The following is an 18,670-nucleotide window of genomic DNA, read 5'->3' on the forward strand; positions in this document are numbered from 1 at the left end:
TGCGGGCGGTCGTAGCGGTAAACAGCTACAGCAAACCGTATCAGTCGAGTTCCTCGATCGCCGCGTCCGGCGCGTTGGTTTTGACGCTCCGGATGCCCTTTTTCGCGTTTGCTTTCTCGGTGTATCCCTCGCCGCTGTCGGCGATGATGTTCCCGTTGCTGTGTCGGAGTCGCCAGCGCCACTCGCCTGCGTTGTCCTCGAACAACTCGAAGGTCGCTGTCATGTGTCACTCGGACCCACGAACCCCACTGTAAAATAGTCGGCGGCCGCTCGTCGCCGGACCGTGGATATATCCCGGGGGCGGGTGAATCGCCGCTGTCACCATGGGGCTGCTTCCGGACGAGATAACGGGCGAACTCGCAGACCGCTACGTGCGGAAGGCTCACGAACAGCTAGCCGACGACGGCCCGCTGGCCGACGCCCACACGGCCTGGGTCGAGTACGTGCGTGCGTCCTCCGGCGAGGTGTTCGACGACCTGACGCTCCCAGATTACGACGTGGCCCCCGACGCCGAGACGACCGAGCGCGTCTTCGTCCGGGCGTGTTACTTCGACTTTCTCGTCGACAGCCTGATCGATGCCCTCGAAGGAAGTGCGGGCGTGACGCTGACCAACCGCGACCCGCAGGAGAACACCGATGCACTGCCAGTCACGTTCGGGCCGCTCCACGACCGGATCGTCCCTCCCGAAACGGGCCGTGAGCGGGTGCGAGACGCAGTCGACGAGCCGAGCCTCCGAGCACTGGGTCCCGACGAACTCCGGGACCTGTATCGGCGGGTCGTGCCCCGCGAGGTCAGACTCGCGCTCGGGGAGTACTACACGCCGCGGGGGGTCGCCGACCTGGCCGTCGACGGACTCGACATCGGGACACCGGAGACGACGGTTCTGGACCCCGGCTGTGGGTCCGGGGCGTTCCTGGCCGCCTGTATCGACCGGAAACGGGAAGCCATGACCGAGGAATCACCGCGGAGTCGCGTCGACCGCGTCACCAGTTCCATCGTCGGGATCGATCTGAACCCCGTCGCGGTCAAGAGCGCGAAACTCGCCTACTGTGCGAGCCTCTTCGACGAACTGACGGCGGAAACAGTGTCGACGGTCAGCGTCCCGGTCTTCCTGACCGACGCGCTCGGGCTGATGCGGGAGGACGACCTCCGGTTCGACGGCGAAACGACCACCGGGCAATTTGATGCCCTCGTCGGCAACCCACCGTGGGTCCCGTGGGAGCGGCTCCCGGCGGCGATCAAAGACCGGCTTCGCGAGCAGTACGTCGACGACCTCGGGTTACAGCCACACGGGGGAGCCGCCGCACGGCTCGGCCACAGCAACGACGACCTGTCGATCCCGTTCGTCTGGGTGTGCATTCACCGGTACCTGCGGGAGGGTGGCCGGGCGAGTTTCGTACTCAAACGCGACGTTATGCGCGGGGCCGCCGGCGCGGTCCTCCGGGGTCTCCAGGTCGGGGACCGGTCGCTGTCGGTCGAGCACGTCCACGATTTCGCCGCGCTGGAGCCGTTCGCCGAGGTCGGTGCGAACGCCGCGGTGTACACCTTCGAGGCCGACGCGGAGGCGTCCGTTCCTATCGACACGACCGTCTGGCAGGAACGAGATGGGACCGACCCGGTCTACGGTACTGACGACGAACTCCGCGAGACGACGCGGACGCGACGGACGGAACTGCGGCCGATAGACCCCGAGGACGCGACGACGGCCTGGGTCCGGGCCGACGCCGAGCGCGGGGCGCTCGGGGACTGTGCCCACGACATCCGTCACGGACTCAAAGACGACGCCAACGCCGTGTTCGGACTCGAACGGACTGATCTAGACGACCTCGAACCGGACCTGGTGTATCCCTACATCAAGTCACGCCACGTTCGGAAGTACGGGCTGAGCGGGCACGACCTGCGACTGGTCCCGGCACGGGCCGCCGGCGAAGACAACGAGGCGTGGCTCAGTCGCGAGTTACCCCGTACCTACGACTACCTCTCGGCCCACCGCGAGGAACTGCTCGATCGCTCGTCCTCGTGGCTGGAGACGGGCCCGTTCTACTCGGTGTTCGGCCTCGGCGAGTACACCTGGGCCGACTACAAAGTCGCCTGGTGTCGGCTGGGGTTCAAACCGGACTTCACCGTCGTCTCGACGCGCGAGGACCCCGACCTCGGGGAGCGCCAGGTCGTCCCCGGCGACCACTACATGTTCATCGCCACCGACCACCGCGAAACCGCGCATTTCCTCTGTGCGCTGTTGAACTCGGCCACCTACCAGCGGACGCTCCGGGACATCGCCTCGAACGGAAAGGCCAGCCTCTCGAAGTCGGTCGTCTCGGAACTGAACCTGCCCGCGTGGCCCGACACCGAGACGAGTCGACGGTTGGCGACGCTCTCGATGGACGCACACGAGATCGTTCGAGATAGTTCCCACGACGGAGAGATGTCGGAGTCGGCGCAGGGTTCGATCCAGGAGATTCAGACGGAAATCGACGGGCTGGTCGAGGAGGGGCTGGCGGCCGGGACCCTGGTCTGAACCGGCGAGACGGAGGGAAGTTAGCGTCCGGAACAGTCGGGTGATTCATTATGGAGGAGCGACAAGTGGGGACAACGACGTGACGGGCATGGGGGGACGCTTGGACGCCCAGCAGATACCACAATCCGGGGCCGACGGGGGGTCGTCGGACGGGTACCTGCGGGGCAAACGACTGACTGACTACTTCGAGGGCACCGAACGGCCGGCGTTCGTCCTCTCGAACGAGTCGAAAGGCATCGAACACGAACAGGGCGAGGAGACGACGGTCGTCGAACCCGGGAGCGACTACCGGGCCGTGGCGGCCATCACGAACGAACGCGTTCTACTCGCCGTCGGCGGGAACGACGAGCGGACCGGGCTCAACCGCGACGTGTCGCTCCCGTACACGGAGATCCGGTCGGTGGAGACCGAGACGGGGCTGTTCAAGAGCCGGCTGACGATCACGGCCAGGACCAGCGATACGTATCACTTCCCGCTGGGCGGTCGGACGGACCTGGCCGACGTCGAGGCGTTCGTCGAACGGGCCATCTCCCACTGGGTCGCCGTCGATCGACGGCTGGAGAAGGCCAGGGACCACCTCTCGACCATCGAATCGAACATCGAGGCCGGCGATCCGAAGGCCGCGGCCGACGCCTATCGGCGAACGCGCGAGTTACTCGACCAGGCCGGGGAGGTCGCAGCGGCGTTCGAGTCGGGGACGGACGCGATGGAGCGTCGGATCGACCAACTCGACACCCGGCTGACGCTGACCGAGATACGGGGCCATCGCACCCGGGGCCGACAGCTCGCGGATCGAGCCGAGGACGCCCGGAGCGAGAACGACTATCGACGGGCGTTAGAGGACTACACGACGGCGAAAGACCAGTACGAGCGGGCCGCCGACCTGGCCGAGGACACCGAGTACCACGCCGTCGGGGAGATCCGAACGGAACTGGCGTCGATCTCGACGGCCGTCTCGGAGGTGCGGACCGAGCCGTACCTGCGCGCCGCCAACGCCTGCGTCGAGGCGCTTCAGGCGGAATCGCCCGCGCCCGAACGCTGGGCGAACGCGACGGCGGTCTGCCACGAGACCTACGCCCTCCTCAGGCGAGACGAGCGGTTCGACGGCGACCCCGACGCGCTCCGGTTCCAGATCGAGTGGCTCGTCCAGAACCGAATGAACGCACACGAACGAGCAGCCGAAGAGGCCGTCGCTCGCGGCGACGACCACCGCGAGAACGGCGACGCGGCCGCCGCCCGCGAAGCCTACGAGACGGCCCGCGACCACGTCGAGCAGGCGCGTGACCTGGCCGGGGAGTACCGGTCCGGCGAGCCGGAGCGATACGAGGACGCACTCGAAACCATCGGCGAGCCGTGCTGAACGTGCCGCGTCGGGAGCGCGTTTTCACGGCGTGGGAACGGACTGACCGGTTGATGTGTCCGATCCGAGAAGCGCGAGACGGGAACGATGAGCAAACAACGCCCGGACACCGGACCGATCTGGACCGCACACGAACTCTCGAACGGTGAGTACGTCGTCTGTGAACGGGGGAACCCGGACGCCTGGCTCCGGTCCGATACCGTCGTCAGGCCGCCCGATCGCGAGGAGCATGACAGTACCGACGACGGATCGTACGTCCGAGAGTTCTAGCCGACAGTCCCGAACGCCGGACAGGTATTTACGTTTCGAGGAATGACGGACAGGCGGTACATGCCATCCTATACGGTCGGGCGAGACATCGAGACGGTTGCGACGGTACACGCGACGGGTGACAGCGTCGCGAAGTCTTCGGCGAAAGCGGAGGTCCGCGAGCAGCTGACCGCTGCGAGCGCGGACGGTATCGAGGACATCGATATCGGTACGGTCGAGATCTTCGAGTTCCCCTCGGGACCGTTCGATCCCCATCGGGTGACCGTCGCGCTCACGGTGACGGTGGTCGTCGACGCGTCCGACGAGACGGACGCCACCGAAGCCGGGGCCGACGTGATCGACGAGATACTGTCGGGGACCGATCTCGACGACGTGGAGTACGTCGGGGCCGCGCGGGTCGAGACGGCGGCGAACTGACGGTCTGGACCGATACCACGCGGACGCGAGTGTCGCCACTGGCGGGTGCGGAGCGTGGCCGACGGGCCCTAGAGGAACTCCTCGTCCGAGTCGGGACCAGCGGGATCCTCGGCGGTGTCCCACATGTCGTCGGCGTACTCGTCGGCCATGTCCGTCCCGGGGTCGTCGGTGGTGGTGTCGCGCGTGTAGGCGTCCAGTCCCGCCGAGAGCAGTTCCTCGACGGCCTCCTCCTCGGTGACGAACTCCTCCTCTACGAGTCGCTCGAACTGCGCGTGCACGTCCTGTGGAAGCGAGACTTCGACGTTCGGCACGGGCGGTGTTATCGCACGATACCCTTTCAATCTTGGGCCGAGAGGGGGAGCCGACCGTGCCAGTCGACACGTCTTTGGGCCACTTCGGCGTATGAACGGTCACCATGGCTCGGCTGGGACTGCGGCTGTTGATGGCCCTCGTGGGCCTCTCGCTTTCGGTCTTCTACGGGGTGGCCGCCTGGCTGACCTACTGGCTGGTCGCGACGGTCTGGGCCAACCGCCCGCCGCTCGGCACGACGCTGCTCGTCGTCGGGACGATGACGGTCCTGTTCGGCTACCTCTCCTATCAGTTCGGGACCGCACGCATCATCTCGAGTCTCGACGCCGTCGAGATCCCACGGGCGGAGGCCCCGCTGCTCTACGAGGACGTCGACCGGTTGGCCGCTGAAATGAACGTCTCGCCCCCGCGAGTGCTGGTCGCGGAGATGTCACTCCCCAACGCGCTGTCGCTCGGCAGCGCGGGGAACGGGGTGGTCGTCGTCGACCGGGCGCTGTTCCGCCTGCTCTCCGACGAGGAACTGCTGGCGATCCTCGCCCACGAGTTCGCCCACCTGGAGAGTCGGGACAGCCTCGTCCAGACGCTTGGGTTTTCGGCCATGCGGACCGTCGTCGGCCTCGTCACGTTCGCGCTCTTGCCGCTCTTGCTGTTCGTGACCGGCCTGGCTCGGGCGGTGGCCTGGATCCGCGGTCGGCCGACGCAGTGGTCCGAGGGACTGCTCGGTCGGTTCCGGTCGCTCGTCCACAACGGCGTCGCCGTCCTCTTCCTCGTGTTCACGCTGTTGATCCGCGCCCACTCGCGTCGCCGCGAGTTCGCCGCCGACGACCGGGCCGTCGAGGTGACGGGACGACCGCTGGCGCTCGCACGCGCACTGACGAAGATCGACCGCGTGACCGATCCCAACTGGGGACTGCTCTCGCCGCTCTACACCTACGGCGACGAGGACAACGGCCTGGGAGAACTGTTTTCAACCCATCCAGCGACGGAGGACCGGGTCGAGCGCCTCCGCGAACACGCCCGCGCGACGAGTCGACGCCCCGTTCGACTCCGATGAGCCGAACAGACCCCGGAAACTCGCGGGAACGGGCCGTCGCGACCTGGGGAATCGACCGTGTTACGTGGGCAGATCGGCAACTGGTCGATGGAGTGAGATATGTTTCCTGACGCCCTCCGTCCCCGACTCCGCCATCTCCGCGTGGCAGTGCTCGCCGTCGTCGTCCTGGCGCTCCTGTCGCTTGGCCACTCGTTTCTGACCTACGAGGGAACTGCTGGCGGGAACGCCGACGCCGTCGCGCCGGGCGAACTCGACTCGACGCTCGTCGCAGTCGTCGACGGAACCGGCGCCGGACAGATCGTCGCCTACGACCCCAACGGGACTGTCGAGTACCGGAACCGGTCGCTGTGGCTCTATCACGACGTCGACCCCGTTCAGGGGAAGGCTCGAACGGTCGAGTACGTCGCCAGCGACCGGACCGACGCCAGTCGGTGTTCGGCCGACGACTGGTGTATGCAGAACGTGGTCGAGCGCGTCAACCTCACGACGGGGGAGGTGCGTCGCGTCCACACCATCGTGAGCGATCACGACGGCTCCTCGCAGATCCACGACGTCGACCGCGTCAACGAGTCGGTGTTGCTCGTCGGCGACATCCGCTATCCCGACCGCGTGTACATGGTGAACACGACGACGGACGAGCGGATCTGGGAGTGGCGAGTCGCCGAGGCCTTCGACCCCGACTCGGGCGGTTCCTACCCCGGCGACTGGACCCACCTCAACGACGTGGAGTACCTCCACGACGGCCGCGTCATGGTGACCCTCCGCAATCAGGACCAGGTCGTCTTCGTCGAACCCGGGGCAGGCATCCAACCCGACTGGACGCTGGGGGCTGACGGGAACCACTCCCGGCTCTACGAACAGCACAACGCCGACTACATCCCCGAATCGGAGGGCGGCCCGGCGGTCCTCGTCGCTGACAGCGAGAACAACCGGATCGTGGAGTTCCAGCGCGTCGACGGCTCGTGGCAACGGTCCTGGGTGTGGGCCGACGCGCGCCTCCAGTGGCCCCGGGACGCCGACCGACTGCCCGACGGGGACACGCTCGTCGCCGACTCGCACGGCTCTCGGCTGCTCAGCGTCAGCCCCAACGGGAGCGTCGACTGGTCGATGCCGTTCCCAGATGGGAGTTACGACCTGGAACTGCTCGGGACCGACGACGAGAGCGACGGCCCCAGCGCCGTCGCCGCCGGCCACGAGAACTCGCGGCCCGACGGGGTCGGACACCGAGCGATCTCACTCGTTCCCCCGCTCGTGCTCCACGGCCTCCTCTACTCGCTTCCCCTCTGGGCGACCGCTGTCGACGCCGTGCTCCTCCTGGGAGCGGGCTGTCTGGTGACCGTCTGGCTGGTCGTCGAGGCCGGCGTCAGGCTGGGACCACGCCTGGCTCGCCTCCGCAACGCCGACAGCTGAGTCAGCAGCGGTCCGGCGTGCCGGTACCGTTATCCGAGACGGCCCCGTTTCGGCGGGACATGTGTCTCCCCAGTCGGCGAGACTGTAGCGAGGACGGCTGCGACCGGTTCGCGATGCACGGGACGACGGTCTGTTTCGGACACGCGTCCATCGAGGAGATCGTCGGGTAGCCGAACGGCGACAGGAAGCGGTCAAAGTCTGAATCCGTAAGCCAGGCGGCCAGAACCGCTCAGCTCCGCGTCTGGACTCGCACGAGATCGTTTTCCATGACGCTCACTACCTCGTTCAGTCGGTCCTGCCACTTCTCGATGGTCGTTTCGGTGGTTTCCTGTACCGATTCGAGTTCGCGCCGCTGGTCGGGCGGCAGTTCCGGCAGTTCGTTCCCGCAGGCCTCACAGTAGTCGTCCTCCAGTTTGTCGACGTCCGTCCGGCACTGGAGACACTCCCAGTGGACGGGCAACTCCCGGCTGCACTCCCCACAGAGTTTCGAGTCCCGGTCGGCGTCGTAGCCACATTTGGGACATTTCACCGTCGTCAGGATGTCCACATAGTCCAGGAACCGATTCACGACCTCCAGTTCGTATCGCAGCAAAAAGAGCACGCGCTCGGTCAACTTCGCGTACGCCTGCTGTTGGGCCTGCGAGTCCGTGTTCAGGCGTAGATTCGTGAACATGAGCCGGGACGTCAAGAGGTGTTTTTTCACGTCTCGTGCGTCGATGCGGAACCGCTCCTCGTTGCGCACAATCTCGCCTTCGTCGATCTCACCCTCGCCCATCACCTGCGAGGCGTATTTGGACGTCAACTGTTCGAGTTTGTCCAGATGTGCGATTGCCCCCCGGAGATCGCCCAGATCGTCGATCGTCGTCTCGCGCGCCAGTTCGGCCGACCCACCACCGTCGCCACCCCCGGCACCCTCCCCAGTGATCGCTCCTTTGCACGACCGACAGATCGTGACGAGGTTCATCGTATCGTGCGTGCCCCCCATTTCCCTCGGCACGAGATGAAAGGCCAGGAGTTCGGCCGCTCCCCGCTCGCCGCCCTTCCGTTCACAGTTTTGACAGGTAAGCCCGTCTCGCTCGACCACCTCGTTCCTGCGGGCCCGCCAGTCCCGAGGATAATCGCCGTTGACCATGACTCCACAGTCGAAATTATCTCGTATGATTTTTTCGGCCGAATATCGGATCTGATACGGCCTCCATTGCCAATCCCCAGTACATTATTTGATAATTTGAGCGATGGCGCGTTCCTCGAACTCGGAATCGGGGCCGATTCATCCGATCGGTGGGGCAGTGAAAAACGGATACCGCATCGACGTAGTGCTTCCCAGAGAGTGTCGCAAAAACGCAGCGGGTTGAGGCGGATTCGAACCTCGCCGAGACGTACTCACTCCGTTGTCGTCCGAGAGAGCTTCGCTCTCTCGTGATGACGAAAGGTGCGGAGCACCTTTCGAACCACGCGCGACTCGTCTGGTTCAATCCTTCCAAGAACGGATTTGCGTCTCGCGAATCGTTCGGCGCAAAATCAGTGGGTTGGGGCGGAGTTGAACCTCGGTCGCTTCCGTTCGCTCGCTATTGCTCGCTCACCTCCCGCTCCCTGCTTCAACTCTGCCAAACGCATTGCACACGCGCCGCTCGAAAGTGAGCGGCGCGAGAAACTCAGTGGGTTGGGGCGGAGTTGAACCTCGGTCGCTTCCGTTCGCTCGCTATTGCTCGCTCACCTCCCGCTCCCTGCTTCAACTCCGCCAAACGCATCGCACACGCGCCGCTCGAAAGTGAGCGGCGCGAGAAACTCAGTGGGTTGGGGCGGAGTTGAACCGCCGACTTCCTCCGTGTGAAGGAGGTATCATAACCGGACTAGATCACCAACCCGGCGCCCGGAGCTATCCCTGCACGAGACTTAAGAGTTGCCTTCGAACCGCGCGAGTTACGCCTCGCGCTTCCGGTAGCCCGCGAGTTTCTCCCGAGCCTCCGCGATGGCTTCTTTCGCCTCGCCTTCGGCCGTCGCCTGGATCTCCGCCAGGTCCGACCGTATCTCCGCTAGACGACTCGGCTCCGGTTCGTCCTCACCGCCGGTCAGCTTCGCGAACCGCTCTTCGACCGGTTCGAGCTCCTCGGCGACACCGCGCTTTGCCTCTTTGCCCGCCCGCTTCAGGTAGTACTGCGTGTCTTCGAAGTGTTTGTTCATATCCGTCCTTACGCAGAGGACAGATATAAGGTTTGTGGCGAGACAGGTTTGGAATCGCAGTACGGCGCGACGATCAGTTCTGAAGGACACCGAACCAGAAGCTTTTTCACTGGTTTAGGCATACCTAAAACTGGCCGGAGGTTCCCGCGTCGGCGGGGTCGGCCACCGTCTGTCCCACTTGTCCGGGCCGCCGAGGAACTACCGTGGGCACCCCTCAGTGGCCCGCCGATTCCTGCTCACCAGCAGCGGGGCCCAAAGGGTATGTCCCAGCCCCGGGTAGAGAGGTGCGTGTTCACACGTCTTTCGATTCCCACACCGTTCCAGGTCGGGCCCGTCAACGCCTATCTCGCCGGCCGTACGCTTGTCGATCCCGGACCCGAGAGCGAGGAAGCGTGGTCGCGCCTGCTCGGAGCGCTCGAAGAGCGGGCGCTAGAACCCGACGACATCGACCGCGTCCTCATCACTCACCCGCATCCCGACCACTTCGGGCTCGCCCGGCGGTTCAGTGACCTCGGTGCGACAGTCGTCGCCAGCCCCGAGGCCGCCGACATCATGGCCGACTTCGAGGGCCGATTCGAGTACGAACGGACGTACTTCACCGACTTCTTCGAGCGGTGCGGGATGGCGAGCGAAACCGCCGATACGGTGACCGACCTGCCGGAGACGTACCTCCGGTACGCCCCGAGCGTCGACACCGACCGCGAGGTCACCACCGACGACGCCGTGGTCGTCCAGAACACGACGCTCTCGGTCCGGAAGACCAGCGGACACGCTTCGGGTGAACTGCTGTTTTCCTACGACGGAGACGAGTCCCGGCAGGCCATCGTCGGCGACCACGTCCTGGCCGACATCACACCGAACCCGTTCTTGCTCCCGCCGCCCGAACCCGGCGCGGACCGTCCGAGCGTCCTCCCGGCGTACAACGAGTCGCTGCGGTCCCTTCGCGACCAGGGATTCGACCGATTCCTCCCGGGTCACCGCGACCGGATCGAAACCCCGCGAGACCGCATCGACGACGTGCTGGCCGAACACGAGGCTCGGACCGAAAACGTCGCGGATCTCGTCGACGGACCGACGACGCCCGTCGAGGTCATGGAGGGATTGTTCGGCGACCTCCCGGTCACGGAGTACTTCGCCGGGATGAGCGAAGCCGTCGGCCACCTCGACGTCCTCGAATCCCGCGGCGCGGTGTCCGCCCGCGACAAGGGCGGTATCATCGTCTACGAGCCGATCTAACGGCTATCGGACATTATTTCGTGCCAGAGTCGCCTGACAGATAGTATCGCTTAAACCACTGGCCGATATAGCAAATCGACATGACGTTCCGGGGGGTGCTCGTCGTGGGGGCGACGGGGACACAGGGCGGTGCCGTCGCGACGCGGTTGCTCGACGAGGGTACCGTCGACGTATACGCGCTGACCCGCGATCCGGACAGTGGTGCGGCTCGCGAGCTCGAAGACCGGGGTGCGATCGTGGTCCAGGGGGACCTCTGGGAGCCGGGGACGCTTCTCGACGCGATGGACCCGGTCGACGCCGTCTTCGCGATGACCGACTACTGGGAGGCGGGCTTGGACGCCGAGGTGTCACAGGGAGTCAACCTCGCGAACGCGGCGGCCCGGGCCGACATCGACCACGTCGTGTTCAGTTCGGTCGTCGGTGCGACGCGGGACACGGACGCGCCGATGCTCGCCTCGAAAGGCAGGATCGAGTCCCACCTGCGGGGAATGGACCTCCCGACGACGGTGCTCCGGCCGAGCTACTTCATGCAGAACTTCGAGTTACGCCGTGCGGACGTGACAGACGGGACGCTCGCGTTGCCGCTCGCGCCGGGAACCCGGCTGCCGCTGACCGACGCCGTGGACCTGGGACGGCTCGTGGCTCGCATCCTCGACGCGCCAGAGCGGTACCGGGGGAAGGCGATCCCGCTCGCCGGCGAGGAACTCACCCTGACGGAGATGGCCGCGGTCTTCGGCGAAGCGCTAGACCGGGACCTGGAGACGGTTCACGTCCCCATCGACGTGGCGCGCTCACAGGTCGGGGACGACTACGCGGCGCTGTTCGAGTGGTACAACGACGACGCGCCGGGGGGGCTCGTCGGGCCACTCCGGCACCGACTCGACTTCGAGCCGACGCCGCTATCGGCGTATCTCGACCGGAACGACTGGGGCCGGCCCGAACTGCCCGGGGCCTGGGACGCGAAGCCGGTTCAGTAGGTCGGACTCTCCTCGCGGACGCCCTCGCGCTTGTTGACGACGCGCGCGATGGTGAACAGGCAATCCGAGAGCCGGTTCAGGTAGACGATGGCGGCGTCGTTGACGCCGGCTTCCTCGGAGGCAAAGGAGACGGCGCGGCGTTCGGCCCGGCGACAGACCGCCCGCGCCTGGTGGAGTTTCGCGCCCGGTTCGCTCCCGCTCGGGAGGATAAACGACTCCAGGGGATCGAGTTCCTCGTCGTAGTCGTCCATCCAGCTTTCGAGGGTCTCGACGTGCTCGTCGCGGATCTGCGGGTCGTCCTCCTCGGGGTTGGGATTGGCGAAGTCCGCCTGGACGACGTGGAGGTGGTTCTGGACCTCCCTGAGCTGGTCGTCGATGTCGTCGTGGCCGGTCGGGCGCACGACGCCGACGAGCGCGTTGACCTCGTCGACGGTCCCGTACGCTTCGATCCGGGGGCTGGCCTTCGAGACGCGGTCCATGTTCCGCAGATCGGTCATTCCCTCGTCACCGCGCCCGGTGTAGATTTTCATATGCCACCGCAAGGGGGCCAGTTCCTTATACCCCGTAGTCAGTTTGGAGACAGACGCCAGTGGCGAACCCGAACGTTATGCCGGCAGCCCTCCCAGGACTAGGGAGATGGTCACCGCCCGGAGTCCCACCCTCACGACGATCACGCTGTTCGTGGTGGTGTTCGTCTTCGAGAGCGTCGCCAGATTGCTCGGCGTCTTTCCCCTCCTGTTCGTGCTGGCCCCGCCGGTGACGACCAACCCGTGGACCGTCGTCACCAGCGTCTACGCCCACGCGGGCCCGATCCACCTCCTGGGCAACGCGATCGGACTCCTGTTGCCAGGGTTCGTCCTCGAACGGCAGACCAGCGCTCTGCGCTATCACGCCTTCTTCCTCACGGCCGGCGCCGCGGCGGGCATCGCGGAGATCACGGTCGGACCGCTGCTGGGCAACGCGGCTGGCGTCCTCGGTGCCAGCGGCGCGGTCTTTGCCTTCATCGGCTACCTGCTGTCGGCCAACAGACTCGCAGAAGCGGCCATCGGCGGGGTCGAACTGTCGGGACGAGTCCAACTCGTCGCCTTCGCCGTCCTCGCCGTCCTCGTCACCGTCGCGACGGGTCGGCCCGGTGTCGCCCTCGTCGCGCACTTCACCGGCTTCTTCGTCGGCCTCGTCGCCGGCCGTGTACACCTGCTCCGGCGACCCACGCCCCCGTCATACGGAATGCTGTAAGTCATGTCTGCATCGACCGCCCGATGTCGGGCGGTCATCGCGGTACACAGGTACAGCAAACCGTATCAGTCGCCGGCGGCCGGTGACCCGCCGGGCGTCGTCTCCGACTCCAGTATCGTCTCGGACGCCGAGAGCGTCTCGTCGATCTCGCGCATCGTCTCCTCGAACTGTTCCATCTCGGCCGCGAACTCGTCCATGACCTCGTCGAACTCGGTTGTCATACACTAATGTAGGGACCTCGAGCGTGTATGAACAGTACCTAACAGAGTTGGCCACAGGACGTCGGAACAGCCACCGACTCGTGTCCGAGACGGATATGGATCGGTCAGTCGTCCGCGACGGCCGGAGCGTTCGGTATCTCCGGGCGTGGCTCGGACTGTTCGGACGCCGCGGTCCACGCCAGTTCCGCCTCGTAGTGGAACGCGCGGTGGTCCTGGGTCGGGTCGACGACGGTCAGCGAGAGCCAGTCGTTGTCCAGCAGTTCGGTGAGCCCTTCGTGATCCGCCAAGACGTCGGTGACGCGCTCGACCGGCGCGTGAAGGACCGTCGAGAGGCGGAGCGGCTGGTGGTACGGCTCGTCATCGGCGGCCATCAGCGACTGGTGAGGGAGACCGGTCATCAGGTCGCCGCCGTTGCCCTGGTAGACGCCGACGTTGCCGATGGGGTTGTGGGTTACCTTCGACCCGCTCCCGTAGACGGCGTTGTCGACTGTCGAGAAGTAATACTGGCTGTTGATCCACTGGGTAACCACCAACGGCCCCGTGAGGATGGCTTCGAGCGCGTCGCCGTCGGGATCGGTCGACCAGTCGTAGGAGTGGAGGAAGGCGCGGCCGTCGAGGTCGAGGTCGCTCGTCAGTTCGCGGGGACCGATGACGAAGCCGGCATTGCCAGCCAGACCCCACTCGGGACGTGTTTCGGCCCAGTCGGCGGCCCGGCGTTCCGTCTCGCTGACGCCCGTCGAGCCGTCGGCGCCCATCGACTCGGCGCGCTCGGCGGTCGCGTTCTCGCGAGCGGCCGCGAGGTCCGCGCGCAACTGGTTTAGGTCGTCCGCGTGGCTCTCGGGCACGTCGTCGGCGAACAGTTCCACTTCGTCGGTCGTCGTGTTGTGCTGGCCGGCGACGAACACCGTGTCCTCGGGGATGTCGAACCCGCGGTCGCGGAGGGCGGCCCTGACGGCCTCGTCGTTACAGATCGCCGCGAGGACGCGGGCACTCGGGCCACCGGGGTTGCCGGCACAGGCACCGCAGTCCAGACTCGAATCGTAGGGGTTGTTCGCCGTCTCGCTGGCGTGGCCCGTGAAGACGACGAGGCGGCCGAACTGTTCCCAGCCCATCAGCTCGAAGGCGGACGCAGCGTACTCGACTTTCGCCTCGTGTGTCATCCCCACCGGCAGATCACCGACGTAGGAGTGCTGATGGTGGACGGTCTGCGCACAGAACTCGTGGGTGTCGGCCACCGCGTCGTCGGTGGTGTCGAGCAGGTCGTGGACACGGCCGGGAACGAGCGTCCGTGCCGCGAGCGCCAGCCCGTACCCACTGCCGGCGCTCTCGACGAAGCCGAAGGCGGTGGCGGGGTTCGTTTTCAGCGTCTCGACCACCTCGCTCGCGGCCTCCCGGAGACTCGACCAGCGGTCGTGACTCGCCTGCGCGTCCCCGTCGGTCGGGACCTCGGAGATGCGGTGCTCTGTATCGAGAATCGGCGGACAGGCGTCGACCGACACCTCGGAATCGTATCCCTCGTACTCCATGGGGATGCCGAAGAAGCCGGCGTAGCCGTGTGTCTCGTAGTCGCCGGTCGCCTCGATGTGGCGGCGGATGATCTCGGACCGCGTGTCGATACAGAAGACCAGTTGCGCGTCCGGGCGACCGGCGGGGTCGCTGTCGGCGAGGGTCTCGCTCTCGGCGGCGACGCGCTCGACGACGTCGCTGCGGTAACTCGCCTCCCACGCGCTCAGGAACGCCTCGGCGAGTTCGTCGGCCGCGTCGGACCCGGTGCGTTCGGGACCGGTCGACGGCTCGATATCGACGCCGAAGGCGGAAAGCAGCGCGAGACGAACCGCGAGATACCCCTCGAGCGTGATGGGATACGTGGACTGCCACGCACCGTCGTCGGCAGCGCGCTGTTTGATGAAGCCGGTCCACCCGGGGAGCGCGGCGAACTGTTCTTCGAAGATGGGGACCCACTGGCCCTGAGGATACGGCTCCAGCACGGACTCGATGGCCTCGATCGGCGAGTCAGGCAGATCGGTGACGACTCCGTCGTCGGGAACCTGGCCGTCGTGGGCGGCGACCGACCGGAAAGCGCTGTAAAACCCGTCCTCGCGGTTCGGCATCGGCCACTGCGCCTGCCCTTCGTCGAGGAACGTCGACAGCCACTTGGTCAGCACGTGGTCGACCCGCTCGGCGTCGGTGTCCGGGCGCTCCGACTCGACGCCGGTGTCCATGCGGTCCAGCAGGGTTTCGAGGTCGCCGTCGTAGCCGCGCTCGACCAGTTCCGATTCGAGGATTTCGGGGTCGATCCGCCCGTCGTCGAGGGCCGCCCGGAACGTCTCCGGACTCGGATAGCCGCGGCCGCCTAGGAGGGCCGCGGCCTGCGAGACGGCCTCGCTGAACGGCATGTCCTCGAAGCCCGAGAGCGGGTTCGCCGTCACGAACGAGTGGATCGGCCAGACCGAGCCGACGGTTGTCGCTGCGTTGTCGATGCCGTTTTCGATAGTGCGTTCAGTACTCATTGTAGTTCTCCCTGGAGGTCAGCACGGTGCTGGAAGCGGGTTGACTCGCGTTCAACAACGCGACGTAGAGGCGCTGGCTGCGCTCGTGGAGGCCGGTCTCCATCCCGACGTAGACCGCGAGGAAGACGGCGGCGACAACGCCGTGGACGACACTCAGTTCGGTCGGGGCCGAGACGAGCGGCAACCCGGAGAGGACACCCGAGATCGCCACGTAGACGAGTGCGTAGACGGCGATAGCCGGGATGAAGACCAGCGGGACCGCGCCGTAGCGAGCCGTCGCCGACAGGGCGGTCTGCTGGACGGCGCTACGGGCTGCGTGCAGCGTCGTGAGCACGACGAAGAACACGAGTAAAAGCCCGCTGTCGACGCTCGTCCCTTTCCCCGTGAGAAGCGCGAACAACGCACCGCCCGTGAGTCCGGTTGCCAGGACGGCGGCAGCGCCTGCGATACTCGTCCCGGAGGGTTCGCTCTCAGTCGGGCTGGTGTGCTCGACCTGCCCGCCCGAACTGAGGAAGTGATACGCCTTGTAGAAGCCGTGCAAGACGAGGTGCGTGATCGCGGCGCCGAAGAAGCCCAGGCCAGCCTGCATGATCATAAAGCCCATCTGGCCGACCGTCGAGCAGCCCAGTTCGCTCTTGACGTCCGGCTGGACGGCCTTGAGCAACTTGCCGAGCAAGGCACTCGTCGCGCCGACGACCACGATACCGAGCATGAGGGTGGCGTCGACAGTCACGACCGGCGCGAACCGGGTCAACAGGATGCCGCCCGCGTTGACGAACCCGGCGTGCATCAGCGCCGAGGCGGGCGTCGGGGCAGTCATCGAGGAGAGCAGCCAGTTCTGGAAGGGGACGAGCGCGGATTGAATCATCGCCGCGAGGACGAGCGCGGCCGCGGCGACGAGCCACACCGGCCCGCCGAGGCTTCCGGCGGTCGCGGCGATCCCGGAGACCGTCGTCGCGCCGGTCGTCCACCACAGCGCCGTCAGTGCGATGCCGAGGAGCGCGCTGCTGGCGAGGAAGTACTTGCGGGCGACGCTCCCAGCGGCCCGGGCCTGCGTCCACCCGTCGACGGTGCCGACGAGATTCGCCATCAGCAGGCCCATTCCCAGCCAGAGGAGCCAGAACAGCGCCACGTGGTCGGCGGCGACGAGGGCCATCACCGCGACCGTGAACCCGAACGTCGTGGCGAAAAACTTCGTTTTGTGGGCGCTACCAGCCATGTAGCGGCGCGAGTAGCTGTGGACGATGCCGCTGAAGAAGGTGACCACCACCCACATCAGAACGGTCAGCCCGTCGATGGCGACCACGCCGGAGAACTCCCACGCGCCACCAATTCGGACTCGTGCGACGAGGACGGCGAGACTCGCCGCGAACAGCGACCACACGAGCCACGTCAATACAACGGGCACGGACGGCGATTCTTCCGTCGTGTCCGGGAGCGCTCCGATCGTCGGTTTCGAACTGTGTCCTGACATCGTTCAGCCTATCGTCGTACCCATCCCGGCGACCGAGACGAGTATGAGTCCGTATCTGGTCGTCTTCATCCACCACTGGGAACAGAATAACTATTAAAGCTGTCTATATTCACAAATCGTTCGCGGATAGGCCATTATAGAACATTATGGTTTTGGAAAGTCTGCGGGGAGACGAGTCGCTACTGTATCGTCCGAGGCGGCATCGAAGCAGTCGGGAGCCCTCCTCTAACGTATCTTCGACGAACGAACAGGCCAGCATCAATCGTGCTTCGATGCCTGCTGGGAGCTCCGAATCGGACGCAGTTTACCGATCGTATGCGTTTTCGAGGATGGTCAGATCGAACACGTCGAAGAGAGAGAAACGACGAGGACCGACATCATACTGCCGGCACATACACTCGATTAGCGATTGTCCGCTGTGCGATCCGTGGAATCGAACTTGCCGAACGGTGTGGTCTCGTGGGTTCGCACGAGAACTTCGTCTGCAACGGTGAGTCCCATATCGAGGAGTTCCTGAGCGACGGGCGTGATGTCGTCGTCACTCTTGCCGACCGCAGTCACGAGGAGATTCTGTTCACCGGTGACCAACTCCTGGACGGATATGACCCCCTCTATGTCCAGAATGTCGGGGATCATGTCGCCACGTTCGGGTATCGAAGCGGTACAGTAGAGCAACATTCGGAGGGGATAGCCCGATTGCTGATAATCGACGCTAGCGCGGTATCCCTTGATGATGTCGTCGGATTCGAGCCGCTGGATGCGCTTGCGGACGGTACTGTCCGAGGTACCGGTTCGCTCCGCGATGTCTCCGGACGACATGTTTCGAGCGTCTTCCTGGACGGCATACAGGATCGCTTTGTCCACGTCGTCGATCTCCTCGTCAGCCATACCAGAGTATCCGGGACAGAGGCACTTTACCTTTTGATGTTGCTCGGGTACGACGTCGAGTTCGGTGCACGCGCTGCTAACAGGGACGATCGTACGTGACCGGCACAGTGAGAATACCGGTCGCACCGTCGGTTGAGCGGATTCGATATAGCGGGTTGTCGTTTATCACCGGTCCAGCGGGGTGCGTTCCGGACCGGCAAATCCCAGCCGCTCAGTACCCCTAACTCGCGAAATACGGTTCGAGAGCGCAGTAGTAGTACGGTTCGAGCCGAGGGTACTGGGTACCGGTAGACACCGGCCGGCAGGACGACACCGGTCGGTCCCGGCAACGAGGGTCGAAACCGGGACGTTCAATTAGCAGGCGGTCGATGCCCGAGTATGAGCATGGATCGCGAGCAGTACTGTCCGCACTGCGAGGCCGAGCAGACGTTCTATCGGGCTGCGAGTACGACCCTGCACCTCGGCGAGAAGGTCAAGTGGCACTGCCCGGACTGTGACTACGGGTACGTCACCATCAACGGAATCGACACCAGCGCATCCGCCTGATCCTGTTTTCACCGCACTGTTTTCCCGTTCGGCACCCCGACGAGAGAGATCTACAGGAT

Annotated in this window: 18 protein-coding genes, 1 tRNA gene and 1 pseudogene; 10 read left to right on the forward strand and 10 right to left on the reverse strand. The window is 65.5% G+C overall.

What is annotated here, in order from left to right; all coding sequences use genetic code 11:
• Positions 1-40: 40 nt before the first annotated feature.
• A pseudogene (locus tag E2481_RS06010) lies at positions 41-217 on the reverse strand (HVO_2922 family protein); the annotation flags it as partial.
• A gap of 106 nt (positions 218-323) precedes the next feature.
• Between E2481_RS06010 and E2481_RS06015 the strand changes: the two are divergent.
• The 4 genes from E2481_RS06015 to E2481_RS06030 all read left to right on the forward strand — a co-directional run bounded on the left by E2481_RS06015 (position 324) and on the right by E2481_RS06030 (position 4,566).
• Positions 324-2,519 carry an N-6 DNA methylase gene (locus E2481_RS06015; RefSeq protein WP_136716226.1) on the forward strand — a complete coding sequence of 732 codons (2,196 nt, stop codon included), beginning with the start codon at positions 324-326 and terminating at the stop codon, positions 2,517-2,519.
• An 88-nt stretch (positions 2,520-2,607) separates the two neighbouring features.
• Positions 2,608-3,879: a PH domain-containing protein gene (locus E2481_RS06020; RefSeq protein WP_136716227.1), complete on the forward strand. Its 1,272-nt coding sequence runs from the start codon at positions 2,608-2,610 to the stop codon at positions 3,877-3,879.
• Between the two features lie 87 nt (positions 3,880-3,966).
• A complete protein-coding gene (locus tag E2481_RS06025; protein WP_136716228.1) occupies positions 3,967-4,149 on the forward strand; it encodes a hypothetical protein in 183 nt (60 codons plus the stop codon).
• Between the two features lie 60 nt (positions 4,150-4,209).
• Entirely contained in the window at positions 4,210-4,566 is a 357-nt protein-coding gene (locus tag E2481_RS06030; RefSeq protein ID WP_136716229.1) for a hypothetical protein, read from the forward strand.
• 68 nt (positions 4,567-4,634) lie between these two features.
• On the opposite strand, the gene E2481_RS06035 is transcribed toward E2481_RS06030, so the two are convergent.
• On the reverse strand, positions 4,635-4,877 hold the full coding sequence (locus E2481_RS06035; protein ID WP_136716230.1) for a DUF7120 family protein: 243 nt from the start codon (positions 4,875-4,877) through the stop codon (positions 4,635-4,637).
• Positions 4,878-4,981: 104 nt separating this feature from the next.
• Between E2481_RS06035 and E2481_RS06040 the strand changes: the two genes are divergently transcribed.
• Together E2481_RS06040 and E2481_RS06045 are read left to right on the forward strand one after the other, a co-directional pair.
• Positions 4,982-5,929 (forward strand): M48 family metallopeptidase, encoded by a 948-nt coding sequence (locus E2481_RS06040; protein ID WP_250137741.1) that lies wholly within the window; start codon positions 4,982-4,984, stop codon positions 5,927-5,929.
• Positions 5,930-6,028: 99 nt separating this feature from the next.
• Complete coding sequence (locus E2481_RS06045) at positions 6,029-7,339, forward strand: aryl-sulfate sulfotransferase (protein WP_136716231.1); 1,311 nt, start codon at positions 6,029-6,031, stop codon at positions 7,337-7,339.
• Between the two features lie 229 nt (positions 7,340-7,568).
• Here E2481_RS06045 and E2481_RS06050 read toward each other — a convergent pair whose 3' ends face one another.
• From E2481_RS06050 to E2481_RS06060, 3 genes are all read right to left on the reverse strand, one after another.
• Positions 7,569-8,471, reverse strand: coding sequence for an HNH endonuclease (locus E2481_RS06050; RefSeq protein WP_136716232.1), 903 nt, complete (start codon positions 8,469-8,471; stop codon positions 7,569-7,571).
• A 661-nt stretch (positions 8,472-9,132) separates the two neighbouring features.
• A tRNA-Val gene (locus E2481_RS06055) sits at positions 9,133-9,207 on the reverse strand.
• A gap of 55 nt (positions 9,208-9,262) precedes the next feature.
• Positions 9,263-9,523: a DUF7553 family protein gene (locus E2481_RS06060; protein WP_136716233.1), complete on the reverse strand. Its 261-nt coding sequence runs from the start codon at positions 9,521-9,523 to the stop codon at positions 9,263-9,265.
• Between the two features lie 288 nt (positions 9,524-9,811).
• On the opposite strand from E2481_RS06060, the gene E2481_RS06065 reads away from it, so the two are divergent.
• Positions 9,812-10,759 (forward strand): MBL fold metallo-hydrolase, encoded by a 948-nt coding sequence (locus E2481_RS06065; protein ID WP_136716234.1) that lies wholly within the window; start codon positions 9,812-9,814, stop codon positions 10,757-10,759.
• 80 nt (positions 10,760-10,839) lie between these two features.
• Positions 10,840-11,736, forward strand: a complete 897-nt coding sequence (locus E2481_RS06070; RefSeq protein ID WP_136716235.1) for an NmrA/HSCARG family protein — start codon at positions 10,840-10,842, stop codon at positions 11,734-11,736.
• On the opposite strand, the gene E2481_RS06075 is transcribed toward E2481_RS06070, so the two are convergent.
• Positions 11,730-12,266 (reverse strand): cob(I)yrinic acid a,c-diamide adenosyltransferase, encoded by a 537-nt coding sequence (locus tag E2481_RS06075; RefSeq protein ID WP_136716236.1) that lies wholly within the window; start codon positions 12,264-12,266, stop codon positions 11,730-11,732. The two genes, E2481_RS06070 and E2481_RS06075, sit on opposite strands and share 7 nt — an antisense overlap.
• A gap of 106 nt (positions 12,267-12,372) precedes the next feature.
• Between E2481_RS06075 and E2481_RS06080 the strand changes: the two genes are divergently transcribed.
• The gene (locus tag E2481_RS06080; RefSeq protein ID WP_136716237.1) at positions 12,373-12,972 is read left to right on the forward strand and encodes a rhomboid family intramembrane serine protease; all 600 of its coding nucleotides are present in this window, start codon (positions 12,373-12,375) and stop codon (positions 12,970-12,972) included.
• Between the two features lie 65 nt (positions 12,973-13,037).
• Here the strand turns inward: E2481_RS06080 and E2481_RS18610 are convergent, their stop codons facing one another.
• From E2481_RS18610 to E2481_RS06095, 4 genes are all read right to left on the reverse strand, one after another.
• Positions 13,038-13,193 carry a hypothetical protein gene (locus tag E2481_RS18610; RefSeq protein ID WP_169302383.1) on the reverse strand — a complete coding sequence of 52 codons (156 nt, stop codon included), beginning with the start codon at positions 13,191-13,193 and terminating at the stop codon, positions 13,038-13,040.
• A gap of 104 nt (positions 13,194-13,297) precedes the next feature.
• Entirely contained in the window at positions 13,298-15,703 is a 2,406-nt protein-coding gene (locus E2481_RS06085) for a DUF2309 domain-containing protein (protein ID WP_136716238.1), read from the reverse strand.
• Positions 15,693-17,177 carry a proton-conducting transporter transmembrane domain-containing protein gene (locus tag E2481_RS06090; protein WP_136716239.1) on the reverse strand — a complete coding sequence of 495 codons (1,485 nt, stop codon included), beginning with the start codon at positions 17,175-17,177 and terminating at the stop codon, positions 15,693-15,695. Before E2481_RS06090 ends, E2481_RS06085 begins: the two co-directional genes overlap by 11 nt.
• Before the next feature lie 402 nt (positions 17,178-17,579).
• Complete coding sequence (locus tag E2481_RS06095) at positions 17,580-18,065, reverse strand: Lrp/AsnC family transcriptional regulator (RefSeq protein ID WP_136716240.1); 486 nt, start codon at positions 18,063-18,065, stop codon at positions 17,580-17,582.
• 378 nt (positions 18,066-18,443) lie between these two features.
• On the opposite strand from E2481_RS06095, the gene E2481_RS18615 reads away from it, so the two are divergent.
• Positions 18,444-18,611, forward strand: a complete 168-nt coding sequence (locus E2481_RS18615) for a DUF7838 family putative zinc beta-ribbon protein (RefSeq protein ID WP_169302384.1) — start codon at positions 18,444-18,446, stop codon at positions 18,609-18,611.
• Positions 18,612-18,670: the final 59 nt, after the last annotated feature.

It is taken from the genome of Halorientalis salina, assembly GCF_005049285.1.
Classification (GTDB): domain Archaea; phylum Halobacteriota; class Halobacteria; order Halobacteriales; family Haloarculaceae; genus Halorientalis; species Halorientalis salina.